Below are 21,051 nucleotides of genomic sequence, written 5' to 3' on the forward strand. Positions count from 1 at the left end.
TCCGCTGACTCTATCAAAACTCACACGCTGTAACAATTGGGTTTTCTCACCGCATGCGGATACAGGTATACTGCATGTGCATACTGGCCCGGCAATTTGAATCCGGTTCAGAACCCATTTTCAAGCGCAGCTTCAGGAGACGTAATGCAAAATAAAAGCGGACTCAGTTATTTTATGACCGGCTTTTCACTGATTAAAACAAAGGGCCTGAAACGGTTTGTATTCATCCCGCTGACGGTTAATTTGCTGCTTTTTTCTGTGGCATTTTACTTTCTGTTCGGCGAAATAGGAGAAGGCATTAGCTGGCTGATGAGCTTAATCCCGCAATGGCTGGACTGGCTTCGTGGTGTGATCAGCTTTTTCCTGTGGCCTCTTGCAGTCTTGTCAGTGCTGCTGATATTTGCATTGGTTTTCGGTACCCTGGCTAACTGGATAGCGGCTCCTTTTAACGGCATTCTGGCCGAAAAAGTTGAGCGTCACCTCACTGGTCAGTCAATCGGCGATGATGGTCTGCTGGACTTAATTAAAGATGTACCACGGATGCTGGGAAGAGAATTCGCCAAGCTAATCTGGTACATCCCCAGAGCCATTGTGTTTTTAATCCTGTTTCTTCTTATCCCTGTCATCGGCCAGGTGTTATGGTTTATGTTCAATGCGTGGATGATGGCCATTCAGTATTGTGACTATCCCTACGACAACCATAAAGTACCGTTTAAGGTGATGCGGGCGCACCTGGGAAAACATAAGACACTGTGTTTCTCGTTCGGCGTGGGCGTGAGCTTATTTTCCCTTATCCCGCTGGTGAACTTTATCGTCATGCCGGTGGCTATTTGTGGTGCCACAGCCATGTGGGTTGAACGTCTGAAGCCCGATTTACAAAGCCGCTGAAAGCAGTTTTAAAACGGTAGCGGTTCCTCGTCGTCTTCTTCAGGAACCATTTCTTCCGGGTCTCCCTTTCCTGCTCCCAGAAACGCATTGTATTTATCCAGCCATTTTCCGGCCTTGCGGGTTTGCCCTGCCTTTTGAAAAGACTGAAACAAATTCATGAATACCGGACGCTGGGCTTGAGGGCGTGAAAGTTGCTGACGCCACAAAGCCATGTAGATTGGTGGAATATCACCGCTGTCATGGTGTTCAAGAAAGGTAATATGCCCGGAAGGTTTATAGGCACGGATATCGGAACGGGCGCAACTTTGTGCCGGCCAGATCCCGACACCGGGTTGCAATGCCTGCCAGTTATCCAGTGTGGAGAGAGGTGAATAGGTAATTTTGCCGTCGAAAATCAGATTTGGTGCATCCTCACTGCCGCAGTACCGTTTGGCGGCATTTTTCCCCAGCGCATACTCATCAACAAATCCGGCAAAGTGCGCCAGCTCATGAACAAAAACCGCATAGGAGTCAATCAGGTCGAGAAACATTACACCGTTATTTACGTTGGCTTTACCCTGCTCTGCAATAATCACAGCATGGGTTAATCCCCGCTTTTCCACCGCATTGGCAAGAGGCCTTACATCACAGCCGAGGCGTCCCTGTCCTTTCCAGTCGCCACCACAGTTCAGACTGTCATCCGTTAGCCACACCGGCGCATCCAGACAAATTGCCAGTGACTGCAGGCGTTTGTCTTTGCGGAATTCTGTTACGATTTCATCGGCTTTTACGATGGTCGATAACGAAGTAGCAAACAGACCTATTTTCTGGCTGCAATTTTCATCCTTTCTGGCTTTAGCCGGCACTGAGGCTGCGCTGTAGGGCGAATAGGTTGACAGAATACGTCTGACCTTCCCCGCCATTTCATGACCGCTGTCAGCTGCCTGAGCAATCCATTTACCGGCAGCCTTACGTTTACCGTCTGCCCACAGCAATCTGCCATACTGAAAGGCACTTTGCGGATAATCATTAGCGGTTACACGAAGCCACGGTCTCGCTTCTTCCGGTTGGGCATGCAATAAGTACCAGTCGGCAAGTGCCGCCTGACCAGGCAAATAACCTTGTCCGGCAGCCCGTTTGAGCCAGGTTTCCCGTTTTACCGGGTCATCCGTTGTCATGGCGAAGGCCAGCTGAGCTTCGGGCACATTGCCGATAGCTGCCAGACTCATCAACCGGTCACTTTTCGCATCATCGCCGACCAGTTGATACAGTGCCCAGGCCGCATCGGCGTTATCCAGAGCAACCAGCTTATTAAGCCAGAACGCTGAACCCTGCATAGTGGCCCAGGCCACAAGGCGGTCTTCTGCTACACCGCTGCCGTTTGAGGCTGCCAGCCATAACAGTGAAGCAGGGTTCGATGCGGACTCTGCATTGTGAAGGAGTTGACGGGTATCACGACCTGAGTCAGACCCTACCAGCAATATAGCCAGCAGTGCTACGATAAATCCACGCATACAGGATTCGGGTTATTCAGTATCGTCAGCGGGATGGCGCAAACGGTTCAACTCAATTCTGGCATAACGGTGCTCCACATAATCATACACATTGGTACTGAGAGCCAGCTTGAAATAATTTGAAGCGATCCCCTTGTTTCCCAGCGCGCTATGGTATTTACCGAGATAGAAATAAGCCTCACAAAGACGATCTGTCAGCTCTTTCTGGCTGGAGATGCCTTCGATAAGAGAATTGAGTAACGCCGTTTCACTGGATGTGCCTAAAAACAAATCAACCAGTTTCACCGCCCAGTGTCCGGGATTAAGCTCCGGCCGCACGGCGACCAGCCAGGCCCTGGCATCAACCGGATCGATATCGTGTTTGGCAAAGAATGTCCACAACACTCTGAAAGGGTCTGTTTCGTCTTTGGTCTGAAAAGTGGTGAGATCGTCGATGGCCAAATCAGCGCGACCGCCGTAGTACAGTGCAATACCACGGTTTAAAAATGCGAAGTCGTATTCCGGATCGATATCAAGGGTCGAATCAAATGCTTCGTATGCCTGAATAAAATCCAGCTGCTGCACAAAATGAATACCGATTGAATTATACGCTTCCGCCATGTCCGGCTTCAGTTGCAAAGCCTGCGTGTAATCATACTGCGCCAGACCTGCCAGGCCGACACTGTCGTACAACATACCGCGCTGATAAAGTAACTCAGCACGATCCCCGTCGGGAATAGTCGCATTCGCCAGTACCTGATTGTACCGCGCAATTGCCATTTGAGAGCGTGGATTAACCGGCGCTGGTTCTGCGAGTAACAGATTCCCCATTTCTCCTTTGGGTTGCGCTTGTTGTGAACTGGCACAGCCTGACACAGAGACCACCAGATAAGAAAAAAAGATGAGACTAATGACTTTACGCATGTTAAAAATGGATTCACTCGCTATGAAAATGACGTGGCGCGGGCAAACTGTCTTCCTGACAGTCATCCGATGGCTGACACCATCGCCGATTTGGTAAAAAAAGTAAAGCCTGAGCCACCAGAGAGATGTAATGAAAAATAAAAGAATAACACAACTGAAAGAAACAGCCCAGGCAGCAAAGCAACATGCCCATGCCCCCTACTCCGGTTTTCATGTAGGTGCCGCCGTGCTCACCACCGGTGACAGTATCTTTGCCGGCTGCAATGTAGAGAACGCGGCTTATCCGCTTGGTCAGTGTGCAGAAGCCACAGCCATCGGAGCAATGATTGCAGGAGGCGCCCGACAAATTAAGGCCATTGTAATAGCCAGTCCCAATGACAGCTTCTGCTTCCCTTGCGGCGGATGCAGGCAAAAAATAGCTGAGTTTGCAGGTGATGACACACCGGTGATTCTGGTGACTGACGACGGTAAAACAGAAACCTATACTGTTGGCGATTTACTGCCCCATGCTTTTCGTTTCAGTAATTTACAGGCTGATAAAGAACACGCATAAAAAACGGCCTGCCGGCCGTTTTCTATTTTTTCTTCGCTTCCATGACTGCGAGCTGCTCAGCGGTAGCCGGCAACTGGTGTTTTTCCTTCCACTCGCTGTAAGGCATACCGTAAACCGCTTCCCTGGCCGCTTCGTAGTCTACGTCAACACCTTCATCTGCCGCTGCCTTGCTGTACCATTTAGCCAGACAGTTACGACAGAAATCCGCAAGGATCATCAGGTCAATATTCTGCACCTGTTTATTATCATCCAGATGTTTCAGTAACCGGCGGAAGGTTGCTGCTTCAATTCTGGTCTGTTCATCGCTGGTCATATTCCACTCCTGATCATTATCCGTGTGCACCGGCGAGCCGGCAACGGACAGGTAAAAAAAAGGGCGCCAGAAGCGCCCTTTTCAACAAGGTGAAAATAAAAGCTTATTCGCCTTTATCTTCTTTTGCTTCTGCAGGAGCCGGCTTTTCAAGCAGCTCTTTGATGCTCAGACGTACACGGTTCTGACGGTCAATTTCCATGACTTTCACGTCAACCATTTCGCCTTCTTTCAGGTAGTCGGTCACTTTGTTCACACGCTCGTGAGCGATTTGTGAAATGTGAACCAGGCCTTCCTTACCAGGCAGTACTTCTACGAATGCACCGAAGTCTACGATACGGGTGATCTTACCGTTGTAGGTTTTGCCTACTTCGATTTCAGCCGTTACGCCTTCAATCATGCCGATCGCGATATCTGCTTTAGCACGCTCAGTGGCGAAGATCTTGATAGTACCGTCATCTTCGATTTCGATGTTGGTATCAGACGCTTCAGTGATAGAACGAATCATCGCACCACCTTTACCGATTACGTCACGGATCTTGTCCTGATCAATCTTCATGGTGTAGATGCGCGGAGCAAATTCGCTCAGCTCTTCACGGTGACCGGTGATCGCCTTATCCATTACGCTTAGAATGTGTAAACGGGCTTCTTTTGCCTGTTTAAGTGCAATCTGCATAATTTCTTTGGTGATACCTTCGATCTTGATATCCATCTGCAGCGCAGTGATACCGTCGTTAGTACCGGCTACTTTAAAGTCCATGTCACCCAGGTGATCTTCGTCACCCAAAATGTCAGACAGAACTACGAAGTTTTCGTCGCTCTTAACCAGACCCATTGCGATACCCGCAACAGACGCTTTAATTGGTACACCGGCATCCATCAGGGCCAGAGACGTACCACATACAGACGCCATTGAAGATGACCCGTTAGATTCAGTGATTTCAGAAACCACACGTACTACATACGGGAATTCTTCTTCAGAAGGCATAACCGCCTGAATGCCGCGCTTCGCCAGACGGCCGTGGCCGATTTCACGACGCTTAGGAGAACCGATCATGCCGGTCTCACCTACACAGTATGGAGGGAAGTTGTAGTGCAGCATGAACTTGCTGTCACGCTTGCCCTGCAGTTCGTCAATCATCTGTGCGTCACGTTCTGTACCTAAAGTGGCAACAACCAGTGCCTGCGTTTCACCACGAGTGAAAACAGCAGAACCGTGAGTACGTGGCAGTACGCCAGTCGCAACGTCAAGGGCGCGAACCATAGCAGGATCACGACCGTCAATACGTGGCTCACCGGCCAGGATGCGTGAACGTACTACGTCACTTTCCAGGTCGTGCAGCAGATCGGAGGCTTCTTTCGCGTCCTGTTCAGGATTCGCTTCAAGAATTTGAGCCAGCGCTTCTTCAGTAACCTTAGTTACCGCATCTTTACGCTCAAGCTTGTCAGATATCTGGTAAGCCGCAGTCATGCCGCTTTCAGCCAGTTCTTTTACTTTCGCTTTCAGTTCGGTGTTTTCAGCTTTAGGCGCCCAGTCCCATGCCGGAGTATTTACTTCAGCAGCAAAAGACTTAACAGCTTCAACAACCGCTTGCGACTGTTCGTGACCGAACATTACCGCACCCAGCATGACGTCTTCAGACAGTACGCTGGCTTCAGATTCAACCATCAGAACAGCACTTTCAGTACCGGCAACCACCAGGTCAAGCTGGCTTTCAGGCTGCTCAGAGAAACGTGTATTCAGGATGTACTCACCATCTTTGTAACCAACACGGGCTGCACCAACAGGACCGTTGAAAGGAATACCGGAGATAGCCAGTGCCGCAGACGTACCAATCAGTGAAATGATGTCAGTCGGGATTTCAGGGTTCGCAGAAAGTACGGTAACAACAACCTGTACTTCATTGAAAAAACCTTCCGGGAACAGTGGACGGATTGGACGGTCAATCAGACGGGCTGTCAGTGTTTCGCCTTCTGAAGGACGGCCTTCACGTTTGAAAAAGCCACCCGGGATTTTACCGGCAGCGTAAGCTTTTTCCTGATAGTTAACCGTTAACGGGAAGAAATCCTGATCGGCTTTCGCTTCTTTTTTACCAACTACAGTTACCATCACAGAGGTATCGTCCATGCTGGCGATGACGGCTGCAGTTGCCTGACGCGCGATAACGCCAGTTTCCAGAGTTACAGTATGCTGACCATACTGAAAAGAATGAGTAATAGGAGTCACTATTTGTCCTTTATTTTCTTTAATATATATATTCGCTTTTGAACGCGGCGCATAGTATAGCCGCGATAATTACCTAATGCCATTATCAAATGCCTGAAAGCCGCTGACTGCCGGATTTATCTCCTTAAACTGCAAAGATTTTTTGATTTGCTGTTTGCAGGCGAATTAAACAACAAAAAAACTTGGCAATTGATTACTTTTTCATCATATTGAAATATAAAGCAGTATGCTATAAGAGTCACACATGAGGAGATGTCCCTGATGCTGGTATTAAGACTCAACAAAGCGGGTATGCCACAGGAATGGGTTTTGCCTGAAGAGGCTGCAAGGCTTTATTGTCAGGACAAAGTGTTGTTCGAACTTGGTGCGACCGCCTGTACCCTGCACGGTGGCTGGAATAATGCCGGAATCCGGAGCGAACTGACGTTATCCAGCATTATTGCCTGCGACGGAAAAGTGACTGATGTAAGCGGAAAGATTGCGTTATGTAACCGTTATCTTTTCCGCCGGGATGATCATTTATGCCTGTATTGCGGTCAGCGCTTCAGCCCCGGCCAGCTCACCCGCGACCATATCATTCCACGATCCCGTGGTGGTCAGGATAAATGGACGAATGTCGCCACAGCCTGCGGGCGCTGTAATCACGCCAAGGGAGCCCGTACACCGGAAGAAGCTAACATGCCGTTACTTGCCGTTCCTTTCAGGCCAAATCTTTATGAACGTTTCTACCTGATGAACCGGCGTATTCTGGCTGACCAGATGGCTTTTCTGAGCAGTCACTTTTCACGACAGCGTAACTGGCAGGAAGGCGTATAGCGCTATTCCTCTGCTACCGTTTTGCCGGACGGGCGATTGGCTGTGGCAATTTCACTGTGCCACAGCGCCATCCAGTCTTCTGATATTTTTTGCTGCAACGTATGGGCTTCATCAATGGGGCAGAACAAAGACACGGTGATGCGCAATTTAGCAAACTGATTGGTTTCAATTGCGATATCCGGATCGATATCAATAAACTCCGCTTCCATATGGCGTTCGATTAAACTTTTATAACGTCCGGCGACTTCACGGAAATGTTCGCAATGCTTCAGCGTCCGGGTTTTAAAAGCAGGCAGAATTGCATAGGGATTCGTCTCCGGCTCCATGACCAGAGTAAAACTGTGCAGGGTGTAGCGTCGCAGGAAGTTAAGATTTCTGATTGGCTGGGTAACCAGCTGGCTGTTCGGAATATACAAATGCTTACCGGTGTAGGTATGGGATTCGGGATCGACTTCCAGCAGCGCGGTTTTAGCCCAGTCCATTTCCACCACTTCACCACGAATATTATTCATCTCAATCCAGTCACCCACGCGAAACGGCCGGGCGCCGAGGTAATAAATAAATCCCATAAAACACTGAATGAATTCACGGGTAGCAAAAACAATGGCCACCATAAAAGCAGCAATGGAGATTGCGAGGTTCTGGATTTCGGTGGACCATACCATGATCAACAGCACCAGTAAGGTTGCGTTACCCAACTGTTCAATGATGTTGATGGAATGACGTCTGTCTTCGCCGGTTTTTTTACTGCGTTTTTTAAGCAAACGTAAAATGGCACGTTTAGTCAGCAAAAAAACAATGATCAGGACTGCAGACGCCGGCAGTTTGTGGGACTGGGAAAAATCGGCAACCTGTTGCCACCAGGCTTGAAAATCAACGCTGATGTCTATCATAAAACCTACGTAAGAACCGGATTAACATAAAAAAACACCGGGCTGTTGCCCGGTGCTTTGGATTATCGCAATTCAGTACTATAAGTACAATGCGGACCAGTGAAAAGTTACGATCTCACCTGCCCTGTTCCGTTAACGAGGAATTTCTCAGCGGTGAGCGATTCCAGACCCATCGGGCCATAGGCATGCAATTTAGTGGTTGCGATACCAATTTCTGCTCCCAGCCCGAGCTGACTGCCGTCAGAAAAACGTGACGAAGCGTTTACCATCACAACTGAGGCGTCGACAGCACGCTGGAAGTAGTTCGCTGCATCAGCGTTTTCGGTACAAATAACTTCGGTGTGGTTACTGCCGAAATCAGCAATATGCTGAATAGCGGCATCGAAGTCTTCAACCACACGTACGGCGATTTCCAGTCCAAGGTACTCTTCACCAAAAGCATCATCAGCAATAACATCTGCATTATTGAAGTACTGCGCACCTTTGTCATTTACATGCACTTTCACATTGTGCTCTTCAAAGGCTTTCGCTACCTGAGGTAAAAAGTCACCGGCAACAGCCTGATGCACCACCAGACCTTCCAGTGCATTACACACACCAGTACGCTGTGTTTTACCGTTCAGCAGCAGCGCCATGGCTTTATCCAGATCAGCATCTTTATCTACGTATAAGTGACACACGCCTTTAAAGTGCTGGATTACCGGCACTTTAGAATTGTCTGTAACGTAATTGATGAGCCCTTCACCACCGCGCGGGATAATGACATCAATATAATCACGCTGCTCCATCAACTCCTGCATTAACGCACGGTCCGGATCAGGAACTACACTGATCAGCTCTTTCGGTAACCCGTGCTTTTCAAGTACATCCTGCAACAGACCGGCAATTGCCAGACTGGTATCCAGCGCTTCTTTACCGCCACGCAGGATAACGCCGTTACCGGATTTAAAACACAGTGCACCGGCATCAGCCGTCACATTAGGTCGCGCTTCATAAATCATGCACACGACGCCTAACGGGATACGCATTTTCCTAATTTCAATGCCATTCGGACGGGTACCGATGACACGTTCCTGCCCGACAGGATCGTCCAGCGAAATAATCACTTCGATGCCTTCCGCCATAGCTTCAATGCGTTCATCATTCAGCGTCAGACGGTCAATCATAGCTGCATCCAAACCATTCTCTTTAGCCCGGGCAACTTCTTCGGTGTTGACCTGTTTAATTGACGCTGTATTAGCACGGAGAGCCGCTGCCATGTCTTTAAGCACGGCATTCTTCGTGCTTTCATCCAGTACCGCTAATTTCTGTGCGGCTTGTTTGGCATTTTTTGCTAATGTCGTAATTAAACTCATTCTTTCTCCAGATTTGCTAAGTTCTTTTTCGAAATGATGGGGCCGGTTTTTTCTTCAAACTCCGACGCAAACTCATCATTTTCCTGATTGGCGATAAAGTTAAGCAGGCAACTGCTGTAATTCGAGCGTGCCTTCACCAGTTTGGTCCCGTCATCTTTTCTGACGATGATGGTGTCTCCCACCGAGAACTCACCTTTAACGTCCACAATTTCTTTGCTGGTCAGCGATTCTGCATCTTCAGACAGGATCGGCGCAAATTCACTTTCTACGATCACCTCACCCTGCGCGCGGGTTGTGTGTCTCATCCAGTGCTCGTTTTCTGCCATCGGCTTCTCATGAGCAATGAAGTGAGTACCCGGATTTTTTCCGTCCAGCAGCATATTAAACGAAAGCTCGGTAAAACCATTAATAATGAAAGTATCTATACCATGCGATACCGCTTTCTCTGCTGCTTCAATTTTCGTGCGCATGCCGCCGGTACCCACACCACCTTCAACAGCCCCACCAGCCATGTCATAAATTTGCTGGTCGATATGCTCAACTTCCGACAGTAAAGATGCATCATCATTGGTATGCGGATTTTTATCATAAAGACCATCCACATCAGAACAAATAATTAATGCATCCGCATCAGCAGCTGCTGCTACCATCGCAGATAAGTTATCATTATCGCCAACTTTCAACTTGTCTGTTGTTACCGTATCGTTTTCATTTACGATAGGAAGAATGTTGTGATCAAGCAGACTGAAAATCGTGTCCCTGATGCTCACGTAACGCTCACGGTCACGTAAATCAGCATGTGTTAGCAACATCTGTGCCGAAGGAAAGTCAAATAACCGGTCCCAGGTAGCCATCATTTCAGTCTGACCCGCTGCGGCCATCGCCTTCTTCACAGTAATATCGGTACGTTCTCCATCAGGGAACTGATGTGCACCTGCAGCTACTGAGCCTGAAGATACCAGCACAACCTGTGTTCCCATCGCACGGCATTTCACAATGAACTGTGCAATACTGAGCAGATAGTGACTGCTGCAGCCTTTGCGGTTCGGTGAAATTAAAGCACTACCGACTTTAATGACAATGCGATTCCAATTTTTACGTATCATAATATCAATTTACCTTAAGATTGTTGATTCGCCAGTTCCCGGTTCGCTTCGCTGAACATCGCCGATACTTCAGACGACGGGGCCTTGCCCATAGCGGAGAACAACCACAGTGTTACTGTACTTACAGCAAACCCGGGGATAATTTCGTAAATAGCACTACTCAGTGTTTTCCCGTCTTCCAGGACAGGAACATAAATCCAGAACAATACCGTTGCGGCACCACTGATAATACCTGCCAGCGCTGCATTGTGTGTCAGGTCACGTTTATACAAACAAAACAGTACAAGTGGTCCGAAGGCTGCACCAAAACCTGCCCATGCATTGCTCACCAGAGACAAAATTGTATTCGACGAGTCCAGTGCCAGTAGCAACGCTGCTATCGCAACCCCTGCTACACCAAAACGTCCAATTTTCACGGTGTCTGATTCACTCACCTGTTTCTTACTGACCACACGATAAATGTCTTCAGTCAGTGAACTCGCCGATACCAGTAACTGCGATGAAATCGTACTCATGATCGCAGCGAGAATTGCTGCCATCAAAAAACCGCTGATTAACGGATGAAACAATAATTGAGAAAACACAATAAATATTGTTTCCGGATCATCAATCGCAAGGCCAAACTGATTAGCATAAGCAATACCGACAAACCCCGTTCCCAGTGCACCTGTGATTGTTACCAGCATCCACGACATACCAATATTCCGGGCAGTAGAAATTGCCTTTACTGACCGGATTGCCATGAACCGTACAATAATGTGCGGCTGGCCAAAATATCCCAGCCCCCACGCCAAACTGGACACCAGTCCAATCAAAGTGACGCCTTCCCAGGATGCGACCAGGCCAGGTATCGACTCATGAGCTGCATTATTCATTTGTGCAATACTGTCAAACTCTGTGAATGCAACAACCGGTACGAGTACCAGAGCGACAAACATAATGCATCCCTGAACGAAATCGGTCATGCTGACGGCTAAAAAACCACCAAGTAGAGTATAGGATACAACCACGCCCAGCGTGATTAATAATCCCCACTGGTACTGTACGTCGAAAGCACTCTCAAACAGCTTGCCCCCGGCCACCAGACCAGCAGACGTATAAAGCGTGAAAAACATCACGATGATGGCAGCAGAAACAATTCGTACTCTTGCGTCGGATTTACCGAACCGTTTCGCGAAAAATTCGGGCACAGTCAGTGAGTCATCTGCTACTTCTGTGTAAACCCTCAGTTTGGGTGCCACCAACAGGTAATTAGCCAGTGCACCGGCAACCAGACCGATAGCAATGTAAAGCGCATCAAATCCCGATAAATACATCGCTCCCGGTAATCCCATTAACATCCAGCCGCTCATGTCTGAGGCGCCTGCTGATAACGCTGTAACCTGAGGGCTGACCTGCCGGCCGCCGAGAATATATCCTGAGATATCGCTGGTAGATTGCCTGTACGCAAATAAACCAATTCCCAGCATTGCCAGAAAATACAGGGCTAAAGAGATGTAGCCTTCAAATTGCATAACCGGTATTCAGCTCCTTACTTTAAACAGATAAAGAAAAAGGCGCCGCATGCGCCGTTTTGTTTACCTGACCAATTAATTTGAGTTCTAACTATAGCAAAAAAACGCAATTACCTTCAAGTCTAATTATTTGAAACACTGACTTTACGGCTTCTTGCTGCCAATTTCTTCATTACCGGATTCAGCAACACTCCAACAATAAAAGAAAATGCAAATCATTGTTTTAGAACATATAAGCAACAGAAAAATAAATTAGCTTAGCTATCAGACACAGCAATTCATGCCAGTTATACGCTAAAAATTGTTTTTCAGATTAAAACTACCCTGTTCAGCAAGTTGACAGTTTTATGACACAATAATTTGAGCAAGACGCTGTTCAATCGCCGAAGTGAGCTTGTTGCCTGGTTTATTCTTTTCCAATATCCCTTCGATCTCCATCAGAGTCTGCTGACGATTTTCTTCCTCTTCACACAGAGAAATTAGTTTCGGGTGAATGTAATATTGCCGGCACACTGAGGGCGTATTGCCGAGCATGGAAGCAATGTGCTTAACAAAAGTCGTATCCCAGCGCCGGCGCTGGTTTTGCAGATACAAATTCTCCACATCCGGCAGTGACAAAAGACCGAAACGGGATGCCCCCCAAGTTCTGAAATCTTTGCAGGAAAAATCATCGCCAAGACGGGAGTGAATAAAGGCATTCACGTCACCACTGTCAACGTCCTGCCAGCGGCCATCATCACCGGTGTAACGAAAAATTGCGTAACCCTGCGCCTGCGCACTGTCACACACCAGGCTGGCTAATTTCGGATTTGAGATATCTACATGACGCTCCTTTCCGTGCTTTCCGGTAAAACTCAGCGACACCGCTTTACCCTCTTTCTCAAGATGCTGCCTGCGTAATGTGGTTAATCCGAAGGTACTGTTTTGCTCAGAATAGACCTTATTACCTGCCCTCAAACCCGTGTGGTCTAACATCAGGCAAACAAGGGCCAGACTCTTTTCGCGGGACCATCCTTTAGTGTCTACAGCACGCCAGCAGAATTGCCGGAATTCCGGTAAAGCGTCTGCAAAGTCGCTGAGTTTCGAAAATTTTTCCTGCTGACGTTGTTTATGCCAGTTGTCGTGATAAATATATTGTTTGCGACCCTTTGCATCGATACCGGTTGCCTGCAGAGGTGCGGAAGCGTCACCCGCAATGTGTACATCACGCCAGTTGGGAGGAATCACCATTTTACGGATGCGATTAAGCTTGCGCTTATCCTGCAGTTGCCTGCCACTCTCGTAGCAATAACTGAAGCCCTTACCTCTGCGCTGACGCACAATATTTAATTCACTTTTTTCCATGTTACAGTCCGGTCTAATTAAAGATGGATGCTCTGCTGCGCCCTTTAACAACCCTAAGCAAATAAAAAGCCAGACCCCTTCGTGATGCTTGCAGGCAACTCATGTCGCTGGCGTACGTTTTTTTGTCGCCGGAATCACTGGTTGATGAGTCTGAATAATTTTCAGTAGTTACGAAAATTATTCAGACGAAACCATGAAAATCTTATATTCACCTCTCTAGCACTTAAGTAACTACAATAAAAACAAGAACCTGCAAAAAGGAATAAAGTTTGAATATATCTGTATGACCATGAGTATTTGAATATATTAATCAGGTCCGGTGTTAAGAAATAGTTTAAGCGTGACACGTGTTGTCTTAATCCCGCTCTGAAAGGAACGTAAAGGTAAGAAATATGAGTAACAAAGCTACATTGACTGACATTCATGCGATTGTACATGCTGAACACATTCAGGTAGCTGCTGTCTATGATTCACAGCAGGATGCGCTTAATTCGATAGAGTCTGTTATCGCTGAAACCGCAGTTGAAAAAGATCAGATTACTTTGATAAACCCTATGGACCCTCATTTCAGTGAGAAACTGGAAAGAGCCAGTAGTAAAATAGGCAAAACATTATGGTCGTCTCACCTGAAGCTGGGCTTTGCCGGGCTTGTTGCCGGCTTAATTGTCGCGGCTCTGCTCGTCCAGTTCGGACCGGCACTCACTAAAAACAATCCCTTATTCACGTACATCGCGCTAATCAGTCCGGGACTGTTTATCGGGCTGTTCATCGCAGGACTGACAGGATTACGTCCTGACCGGCACGAAATTATAGAAACTGTCAGATCGGCCATAAAGCGCAAGAAGTACGCACTTGTTGTGAACCTGAAAAAGGGTCAACAAGTTAACAACATAAAAACGTTGCTGGGTTCGCGGGGACACAAGGTCACTGAAGCAATTCAGTAGTACGGATGACTGAGCTGTCGGATGTCTGGTCTGACCACCCTGTCGTCCCGGCTGCAATCAGCTCCCAGCAGCGGTTTTGCCTTCCCGGCCGTTGAGAAAGGCATCTGCGTAGAGACAAAGCGGAACCGTAACGGCCCATAGTGCACTGAGTATGCCGAGGGTTAATACCGTATCAGCCGGAAATACAACGGCACCTGCCTGTGCACCGGCGTAATAGCTCAGCGGACCTGACACGGCGCCCAACACTGCAGCAAGAGCATATCTGCCCTGTAAGTAATCGAGGCTGACACGCAACATTAAACCAAAGGCAATCCACAACGAAATAAGCCATATAGGTATCAGCCAACCTTCATAGTCACTGAATGCAAAAAATCCTGACCAGAGCAACGCGCCATCAATGACACAGCCATAAATGGCAATCCCTGCAGCCATTATCAGGTCCGTTTTTTTACGGGGAGACAGGATGAAAAACGCAGCAATAAGTAGCCCGATAATGGCGACATGCTCCGAGGTGTAAAGAATAGCCAGAAACCAGATAGTCTGAAACCAGACAAAGTACAACACTTTTCTTATCGCAGAGGCCGGCATAGGTTTCCTTCAGGTAATCAGGTTAAAGATAAAATGAAAGTGACAACAGCGAATATATTTCTCCTGTTGCTAACAGGATTTTTAACCGTTTTAGTATTTCATTACGTAATGACAGCAGCATAGTTCAATACAGGAAAGGAGACACTTTGTGAAAATGGTGAAGTATTATCTGGCCGGCGCGATATTAGCATTTGCACTGGGTTTTCTTATTCCCTGGTGGCCTGCAGTTGTTGTTTTTTGGTGGAGCGGATTTTCACTGGCAGCCGTTTCACTGGCGTACATCGTAAACTACCCTGCTCTTTTTCGTAAACGTGAAGACGGCTCTATCCCCTTCTACATCAGGTGGATATTCATCCCTTTTTTACTCGGTACGGGAGCCTATAATGCATGGGCTAGAAAATACGACAAAGTACCTCCTATCCAAAGAATTGAGCCTCAGTTGTATCTTGCCTGCAGATTGTCAGGTAGTGATGTCGCGGCGCTGAAAGAAGAAGGCGTGGATGCCATTCTTGATGTCACGGCTGAATTTGATGGCCTTGACTGGTCTGCGTACCAGTATGACTGTGCTTATCTGAATATCCCTGTTCTTGATCATACCAGTCCGACACCGGAACAACTTACCACTGCCATAAACTGGATCCAGCAGCAAACGTCAGCAGGAAAAAAAGTCGTTGTACATTGTGCACTGGGACGGGGACGTTCAGTACTGACAGTTGCAGCCTGGTTACTGGCAAAAGATCAGACGCTCTCAGTGATGGATGCCATGAATCAAATCCAGTCTGTCAGACAAACGGCCAGGTTAAACAAAAAGCAACTGGCGGCACTTAAGAGTGTTAAATCCGGTGGCCGCCTCAAATTGACACGTACATTGTGCCTCATTGCCAATCCGGTCGCCGGTGGCGGTAAATGGGAGCAGGAAAAAGAACATATTCTTTCAGAACTAAACCCTCATTTCAGGGTAACGGTAAGTGAAACCACCCCGGAATGCTCAGCAACGGAGCTTGCTGAGAAGGCGCTCAATCAGGGTACGGATATCATTGTCGCCTGTGGCGGTGACGGAACAGTCACAGAAGTTGCCAGTGTAAGCATAGACAACCGTGCGGTGCTGGGTGTTATTCCTCTTGGCACGGCAAATGCCCTCAGTCAAGTATTCCATGGTTACATCAGCAAACTCATGCCCATTCAGACGGCCTGTGATGTCATTATCGACGGACACACACGGGCCGTTGATACTGCAATGTGCAACGGAGAACTGATGTTACTGGTTGCAGCCGTAGGCTTTGAACAGGAAATGATTGCGTCTGCTGACCGTGAAGAGAAGAACGAAGGCGGACAGATGGCTTACTTGCGCGGTTTATGGCAGGCAATATCTGCAAACACCGACATGAAACTGGAGGTCAGTTTTGACAATAATGAAACTGAGACCATTACTACTCCGAGCTTCGTTATAGCGAATGCTGCACCGGTGACCACAGCACTGGCTCAGGGCGGCGACGAACCGGACGTAACCGACGGAAAACTGGACATTACCTGGCTGACCTCACAGGAGGACAGTGAAACACAGTTTCTATCGCTGGCCGAACTTATCTTCACGACTAAAACCAGTAAGCAAAATTCAGGGCGAATAAAACACAGACAGGTAAAAAGTATCACCGTCACCCTTCCTGAGCAGGCAAGTTATGCCATCGACGGAGAAATACGTGAAGCAGATAAGCTGGAAGTACAAGCGATACCCGGCAACCTCACCGTACTGACTGCCCGCGATTAGTTCAAACAGGAAAAGGGAACGCCTGACTATGATAAAACCTGTCACCAGCTTTGCCAGAGCAAGATGGCAAGGAATACGTGCCAGTTACTGGTTTATACCAGTATGCATGATGTTTACTGCATTTTTGCTGGGTTACACTCTGATTTACTATACGCCGGAGGTAGTGTCTGAAGCGGTATTCAAAAACCTTATCCCTCCGGTACCTGCCGAAGAAGCCAGTGATCTTATCTCTGCAATTGCAACGTCTATCATTACTGCCACGAGCATAGCGTTCTCAATGACACTGGTCGCTCTGACCATGGCATCTTCTCAGTTCGGGCCCAGACTGCTGCAGACATTTATGGACGACCGCGGTACCCAGTGCGTACTGGGGATCCTCACCTCCACCTTTATCTTTTGCTTAAGCGCACTCCACCGCATCAGTGTCAGTGACACCGATTTGGTTATATCTTCAGTACTCTCGCTGATTGTCCTTGCCATCGGTATTGCTGACACTCTGGTATTAATTTATTACATTCACCATATCGCCAGATTTATTCAGGTGGATGAAATCATTAACCGCTGTTACCGCGAGTGCACTGACAATCTGAAAAATTTATTTGCACTGACCGACGAGGAGAAGGGCCACCATCGCCTTGCACCGGCCCTGATCAACGATAGTCCTGTCACTACGCATCTCTCGCTGGACAAAGCCGGGTATATTCAAACCATAGACTATCTCAGTTTGTTGTCCGGTGACGGTATTGACGGCGTGAAAGTGTATGTTCGTGCCGGTGATTATGTGGTGCCGGGAGAAACGATTATCACTGTGCACAGCAGTGAAAAGCTTAGCAACGACAGCCGTGATTTTTATCTTTCGTGTTTTGTGCCGGGTAAGCGCAGAACATCATTGCAGGACCCGGAGTTTTCATTAACGCAACTTGTGGAAGTAGCACTCAGAGCACTGTCACCCGGCATCAATGATCCGATAACAGCAATGACCTGTGCAGACAGTCTCACAGCCGTTTGCTTACTGATGTCCGGATGTGAATTCCCCTGTGACACGGTGATGAACAGTGATGTCGATGTGTGGATGCAACGAAGGACTTACACCTTTGAATCTGTTCTTAACACTGCGTTTGACCAGATAAGGCAGGCGGGCTCAACTCATGTAGATGTAATGTTGCATCTTCTTGGCTGTCTCAAAACATTGAAAGAAAAGTTGCCGGAAGAATACAAAGGGACAATTCAAAAGCAGGTTGAGGCTGTCGATGACCTTGCAAACCCACATCTGCATTGCGAAAAAGACAGGAAAGATGTTGCGGCTGCCGTGAATGCAGCCGCAACAGTCTGAACTTAACGGGTTGCGATGATATACACTGCGTGAACGATTCCGGGGATGTAGCCCAGTAACGTCAGCAGAATATTAATCCAGAACTGCACCCCGATGCCAACCTGTAAAAATACACCCAGCGGAGGCAGTAAAATTGACAGTAATATGCGAAGAATATCCATAGTTTTCCCTTTCTGTTGACTAATAAATACGGTTACAAGGGATGAAGCCAGAATGATGCCAGAATGTTAATGGCAAATATGAAAAGCCGCACTGTCCGCTGAGTGTTACCTCCGGCTAACCGCAAAGAAGGACAAATATTACAGACATAAAAAAAGCCCCGGCATTTAAGCCGGGGCTTTCAGTTTGGTGCGGAAAGCGGGACTTGAACCCGCACGACCGAAGTCACCACCCCCTCAAGATGGCGTGTCTACCAATTCCACCACTTCCGCAAAACTTTTAGTTAGGAATATCACCTTCTGCTGAATCTGTTGCCGGTACGTCAGAAACCGGAACATCAGATGCATCTGCAGCAGGAACATCATCAGCAGCAGGTAATTCCTGTTGCTCTACAGGAACTTCAAGATCCTGCCAGCCGTCTTCGGCTTTTTCTGTGTTCGCTGTGATGTTACCTAAGAATAAACTCAATACAAAAAATAAGGTAGCCAGTACAGACGTGGTTTTGGTCATAAAATTACCAGAACCCGAAGAACCGAATACGGTATTAGAACCACCGCTACCAAACGAAGCGCCCATGTTTGCACCTTTACCCTGCTGGATAAGTACAAAACCAATAAGCATCAACGCTACAATCAAATAAGCGACTAAAAGCACTTCGTATAACATAATTACCTCGTCAATTTGCCGCCTGGCAGATTGCGTTAAAATCTGACGCTTTAAGACTTGCTCCGCCAATTAAGCCGCCATCAATATCAGGCTGGCCGAACAATTCTTTTGCGTTATCCGGCTTCACACTGCCGCCGTATAATATCTGCATTGAAGCAGCAAGTGAACCGTCATATGAAGCAATGAACTCACGAATGAATTTGTGAACATCCTGAGCTTCCTGCGGCGACGCTGTAACACCCGTACCGATTGCCCAGATTGGCTCATAAGCTATAACGGCATTTTTCAGTGAAGAGACCGGAATCAAATCGAATACGGCTTTCAACTGTGCTTCAACAAACTCGTTAACTTGTCCGGCTTCTCTTACTGAAAGAGGTTCGCCACAACAAATTACCGGTGTAATTCCTGCTTCAATCAGCTTCAGGGCTTTTTCAGCAACCAGTTGACTGGATTCACCATGGTCATCACGACGCTCTGAATGCCCGACAATACAATATTTGCAGTCAAACTCTTTCAGCATTGTGACGGATAAATCGCCGGTATGTGCACCATTATCACATGCACTCACATCCTGAGCACCGGTGGCGATACCTTTACCTGAGAAAGCTGGAATAAGAATTGATGGCGGACAAATCACAACATCAATATTTTCTACTGCAGTCCTGTCAAAAGACGCTGCAAATTCTTCTACCAATGAACGACTTCCGTTCATCTTCCAGTTTCCGGCAACCAGAAGCTTACGACTCACTGTATCCACAATTTATCCCTGACCTGAAGCGGGCGTGATATTAACGATATCCGCCCTATTATACAAGCCTAAAAATGATAATATTTATGACGAATCAATCAATTGGCCACTTTGCGTACAGCATCGGCGATAAACTCAGCCCATTTCAGAGACTGCATTTCATCGTCGGATTCTACCATCACCCGGATCAACGGTTCTGTACCGCTTTTACGCAGCAATACCCGCCCTGTTTTACCCAGTGAACTTTCAGCTTCTTTCACTGCATCTGTAACAGCAGACATGGCCAACGGATTATCTGAGGACTCATCATAACGGACATTAATCAGTTTTTGCGGAAATTTATCAAACCCGCCGCTTAAATCGTGCAAATCCATACCCGAACGTAACATGGCAGTGATGACCTGAAGACCGGCGACAATACCGTCTCCGGTAGATGCCACATTTAAGTTCAGCACGTGACCACTATTTTCACCACCGATAGCCCAGCCTTTCTGCTGCAGTAACTCCATTACGTAACGGTCACCTACAGCACTGCGGGCGAACGGAATGGATAATTTGCCCAAAGCCACTTCCAGACCCAGATTGCTCATGAGTGTACCCACTACACCACCGGATAAACGACCGGATTTAAGCGCATCGCGGGCGATAATATATAAAATCTGATCACCATCCAGCACGTTACCCAGGTGATCAACCAGCATAATTCGGTCGCCGTCACCGTCCAGAGCAAACCCCATGTCAGCGCCTGTCTCAAGCACTTTTTCCACGATGGCGTTCATTGAAGTAGCACCGACTTTGTCGTTAATGTTCAGGCCGTCCGGCTTAGTACCGATTTCGATAACTTCTGCACCAAGTTCTGACAACACATTCGGTGCTATGTGATACGTCGCCCCGTGGGCACAGTCGACAACAATCTTCATGCCTTTTAACGACAGATCTGACGGGAACGTGCCTTTACAGAACTCAATGTAACGTCCGGCTGCGTCGTTGATACGGGTTGCCTTACCCAACTTATTGGAAGCAACGCATGTCATTGGCTTATCAAGCATGGACTCAATGGCAATTTCGATATCGTCATCCAGTTTGAAACCATCGGATGAAAAGAACTTAATGCCATTATCATAATAAGGATTATGAGACGCAGAAATCACAATACCGGCTTCTGAGCGAAATGTTTTAGTAAGATAAGCAATCGCCGGTGTGGGCATCGGACCTAACAAACCGATATTAATACCAGCTGCAGACAAGCCTGCTTCCAGCGCAGACTCAAGCATATAACCTGAAATCCGCGTATCTTTCCCTATCAGTACTTTATTTGTACCATGGCCTGCCAGCACTTTACCGGCTGCCCAGCCCAACTTGGTGACAAACTCGGGATTAATAGCGCTTTCACCTACTTTCCCTCTGATGCCGTCTGTACCAAAATACTTGCGCTGACCCATT

The 21,051-nt window shown here is 47.6% G+C and carries 20 protein-coding genes and 1 tRNA gene; 6 read left to right on the top strand and 15 right to left on the bottom strand.

Features of this window, described 5'->3' with window-relative positions; genetic code table 11:
- The first annotated feature begins 144 nt into the window (after positions 1–144).
- The gene (gene cysZ / locus ACXAG2_RS13490; RefSeq protein WP_474845814.1) at positions 145–888 is read left to right on the top strand and encodes a sulfate transporter CysZ; all 744 of its coding nucleotides are present in this window, start codon (positions 145–147) and stop codon (positions 886–888) included.
- An 8-nt stretch (positions 889–896) separates the two neighbouring features.
- Here cysZ and ACXAG2_RS13495 read toward each other — a convergent pair whose 3' ends face one another.
- A complete protein-coding gene (locus ACXAG2_RS13495; RefSeq protein ID WP_474867796.1) occupies positions 897–2,381 on the bottom strand; it encodes an SEL1-like repeat protein in 1,485 nt (494 codons plus the stop codon).
- A gap of 12 nt (positions 2,382–2,393) precedes the next feature.
- Complete coding sequence (gene nlpI, locus ACXAG2_RS13500) at positions 2,394–3,284, bottom strand: lipoprotein NlpI (protein ID WP_474867798.1); 891 nt, start codon at positions 3,282–3,284, stop codon at positions 2,394–2,396.
- 109 nt (positions 3,285–3,393) lie between these two features.
- On the opposite strand from nlpI, the gene cdd reads away from it, so the two are divergent.
- Positions 3,394–3,837: a cytidine deaminase gene (cdd, locus tag ACXAG2_RS13505; RefSeq protein ID WP_474867910.1), complete on the top strand. Its 444-nt coding sequence runs from the start codon at positions 3,394–3,396 to the stop codon at positions 3,835–3,837.
- 22 nt (positions 3,838–3,859) lie between these two features.
- Here cdd and ACXAG2_RS13510 read toward each other — a convergent pair whose 3' ends face one another.
- Together ACXAG2_RS13510 and pnp are read right to left on the bottom strand one after the other, a co-directional pair.
- Positions 3,860–4,150, bottom strand: coding sequence for a DUF1244 domain-containing protein (locus ACXAG2_RS13510; protein ID WP_474867800.1), 291 nt, complete (start codon positions 4,148–4,150; stop codon positions 3,860–3,862).
- 103 nt (positions 4,151–4,253) lie between these two features.
- Positions 4,254–6,374, bottom strand: coding sequence for a polyribonucleotide nucleotidyltransferase (gene pnp / locus ACXAG2_RS13515; protein ID WP_474852026.1), 2,121 nt, complete (start codon positions 6,372–6,374; stop codon positions 4,254–4,256).
- 261 nt (positions 6,375–6,635) lie between these two features.
- On the opposite strand from pnp, the gene ACXAG2_RS13520 reads away from it, so the two are divergent.
- Positions 6,636–7,190 carry an HNH endonuclease gene (locus ACXAG2_RS13520; RefSeq protein ID WP_303574229.1) on the top strand — a complete coding sequence of 185 codons (555 nt, stop codon included), beginning with the start codon at positions 6,636–6,638 and terminating at the stop codon, positions 7,188–7,190.
- 2 nt (positions 7,191–7,192) lie between these two features.
- On the opposite strand, the gene ACXAG2_RS13525 is transcribed toward ACXAG2_RS13520, so the two are convergent.
- From ACXAG2_RS13525 to ACXAG2_RS13545, 5 genes are all read right to left on the bottom strand, one after another.
- On the bottom strand, positions 7,193–8,080 hold the full coding sequence (locus ACXAG2_RS13525) for a mechanosensitive ion channel family protein (RefSeq protein ID WP_442858461.1): 888 nt from the start codon (positions 8,078–8,080) through the stop codon (positions 7,193–7,195).
- Positions 8,081–8,190: 110 nt separating this feature from the next.
- Complete coding sequence (locus ACXAG2_RS13530; protein WP_474867802.1) at positions 8,191–9,438, bottom strand: glutamate-5-semialdehyde dehydrogenase; 1,248 nt, start codon at positions 9,436–9,438, stop codon at positions 8,191–8,193.
- Positions 9,435–10,544 (bottom strand): glutamate 5-kinase, encoded by a 1,110-nt coding sequence (gene proB / locus ACXAG2_RS13535; protein WP_474845805.1) that lies wholly within the window; start codon positions 10,542–10,544, stop codon positions 9,435–9,437. The genes ACXAG2_RS13530 and proB overlap by 4 nt, the downstream gene beginning before the upstream one ends.
- A 14-nt stretch (positions 10,545–10,558) precedes the next feature.
- Positions 10,559–12,058 (bottom strand): sodium/proline symporter PutP, encoded by a 1,500-nt coding sequence (gene putP, locus ACXAG2_RS13540; RefSeq protein WP_474867804.1) that lies wholly within the window; start codon positions 12,056–12,058, stop codon positions 10,559–10,561.
- A 345-nt stretch (positions 12,059–12,403) separates the two neighbouring features.
- Entirely contained in the window at positions 12,404–13,402 is a 999-nt protein-coding gene (locus ACXAG2_RS13545; RefSeq protein ID WP_474867807.1) for a DNA topoisomerase IB, read from the bottom strand.
- A 392-nt stretch (positions 13,403–13,794) separates the two neighbouring features.
- Here ACXAG2_RS13545 and ACXAG2_RS13550 point away from each other — a divergent pair, with 392 nt between their 5' ends.
- Positions 13,795–14,346 carry a hypothetical protein gene (locus ACXAG2_RS13550; protein WP_349585998.1) on the top strand — a complete coding sequence of 184 codons (552 nt, stop codon included), beginning with the start codon at positions 13,795–13,797 and terminating at the stop codon, positions 14,344–14,346.
- A gap of 57 nt (positions 14,347–14,403) precedes the next feature.
- Here the strand turns inward: ACXAG2_RS13550 and ACXAG2_RS13555 are convergent, their stop codons facing one another.
- Complete coding sequence (locus ACXAG2_RS13555) at positions 14,404–14,934, bottom strand: DUF2878 domain-containing protein (protein WP_474867810.1); 531 nt, start codon at positions 14,932–14,934, stop codon at positions 14,404–14,406.
- Positions 14,935–15,082: 148 nt separating this feature from the next.
- On the opposite strand from ACXAG2_RS13555, the gene ACXAG2_RS13560 reads away from it, so the two are divergent.
- Entirely contained in the window at positions 15,083–16,702 is a 1,620-nt protein-coding gene (locus ACXAG2_RS13560; RefSeq protein ID WP_474867812.1) for a diacylglycerol kinase family protein, read from the top strand.
- A gap of 28 nt (positions 16,703–16,730) precedes the next feature.
- A complete protein-coding gene (locus ACXAG2_RS13565) occupies positions 16,731–18,035 on the top strand; it encodes a DUF2254 domain-containing protein (protein ID WP_474867814.1) in 1,305 nt (434 codons plus the stop codon).
- 2 nt (positions 18,036–18,037) lie between these two features.
- Here ACXAG2_RS13565 and ACXAG2_RS13570 read toward each other — a convergent pair whose 3' ends face one another.
- The 5 genes from ACXAG2_RS13570 to glmM form a co-directional block, all read right to left on the bottom strand.
- Positions 18,038–18,196, bottom strand: a complete 159-nt coding sequence (locus tag ACXAG2_RS13570) for a YqaE/Pmp3 family membrane protein (RefSeq protein ID WP_119501215.1) — start codon at positions 18,194–18,196, stop codon at positions 18,038–18,040.
- A 185-nt stretch (positions 18,197–18,381) separates the two neighbouring features.
- Positions 18,382–18,466: transfer RNA gene (locus ACXAG2_RS13575), tRNA-Leu, on the bottom strand.
- Between the two features lie 7 nt (positions 18,467–18,473).
- Positions 18,474–18,860, bottom strand: a complete 387-nt coding sequence (gene secG / locus ACXAG2_RS13580) for a preprotein translocase subunit SecG (protein WP_119501131.1) — start codon at positions 18,858–18,860, stop codon at positions 18,474–18,476.
- Positions 18,861–18,870: 10 nt separating this feature from the next.
- On the bottom strand, positions 18,871–19,617 hold the full coding sequence (tpiA, locus tag ACXAG2_RS13585; protein WP_474867816.1) for a triose-phosphate isomerase: 747 nt from the start codon (positions 19,615–19,617) through the stop codon (positions 18,871–18,873).
- A gap of 89 nt (positions 19,618–19,706) precedes the next feature.
- Positions 19,707–21,050 carry a phosphoglucosamine mutase gene (gene glmM, locus ACXAG2_RS13590; RefSeq protein ID WP_119501129.1) on the bottom strand — a complete coding sequence of 448 codons (1,344 nt, stop codon included), beginning with the start codon at positions 21,048–21,050 and terminating at the stop codon, positions 19,707–19,709.
- Position 21,051 lies beyond the last annotated feature (1 nt).

The sequence above is a fragment of the Alteromonas sp. ABH4_456 genome (assembly GCF_056160645.1).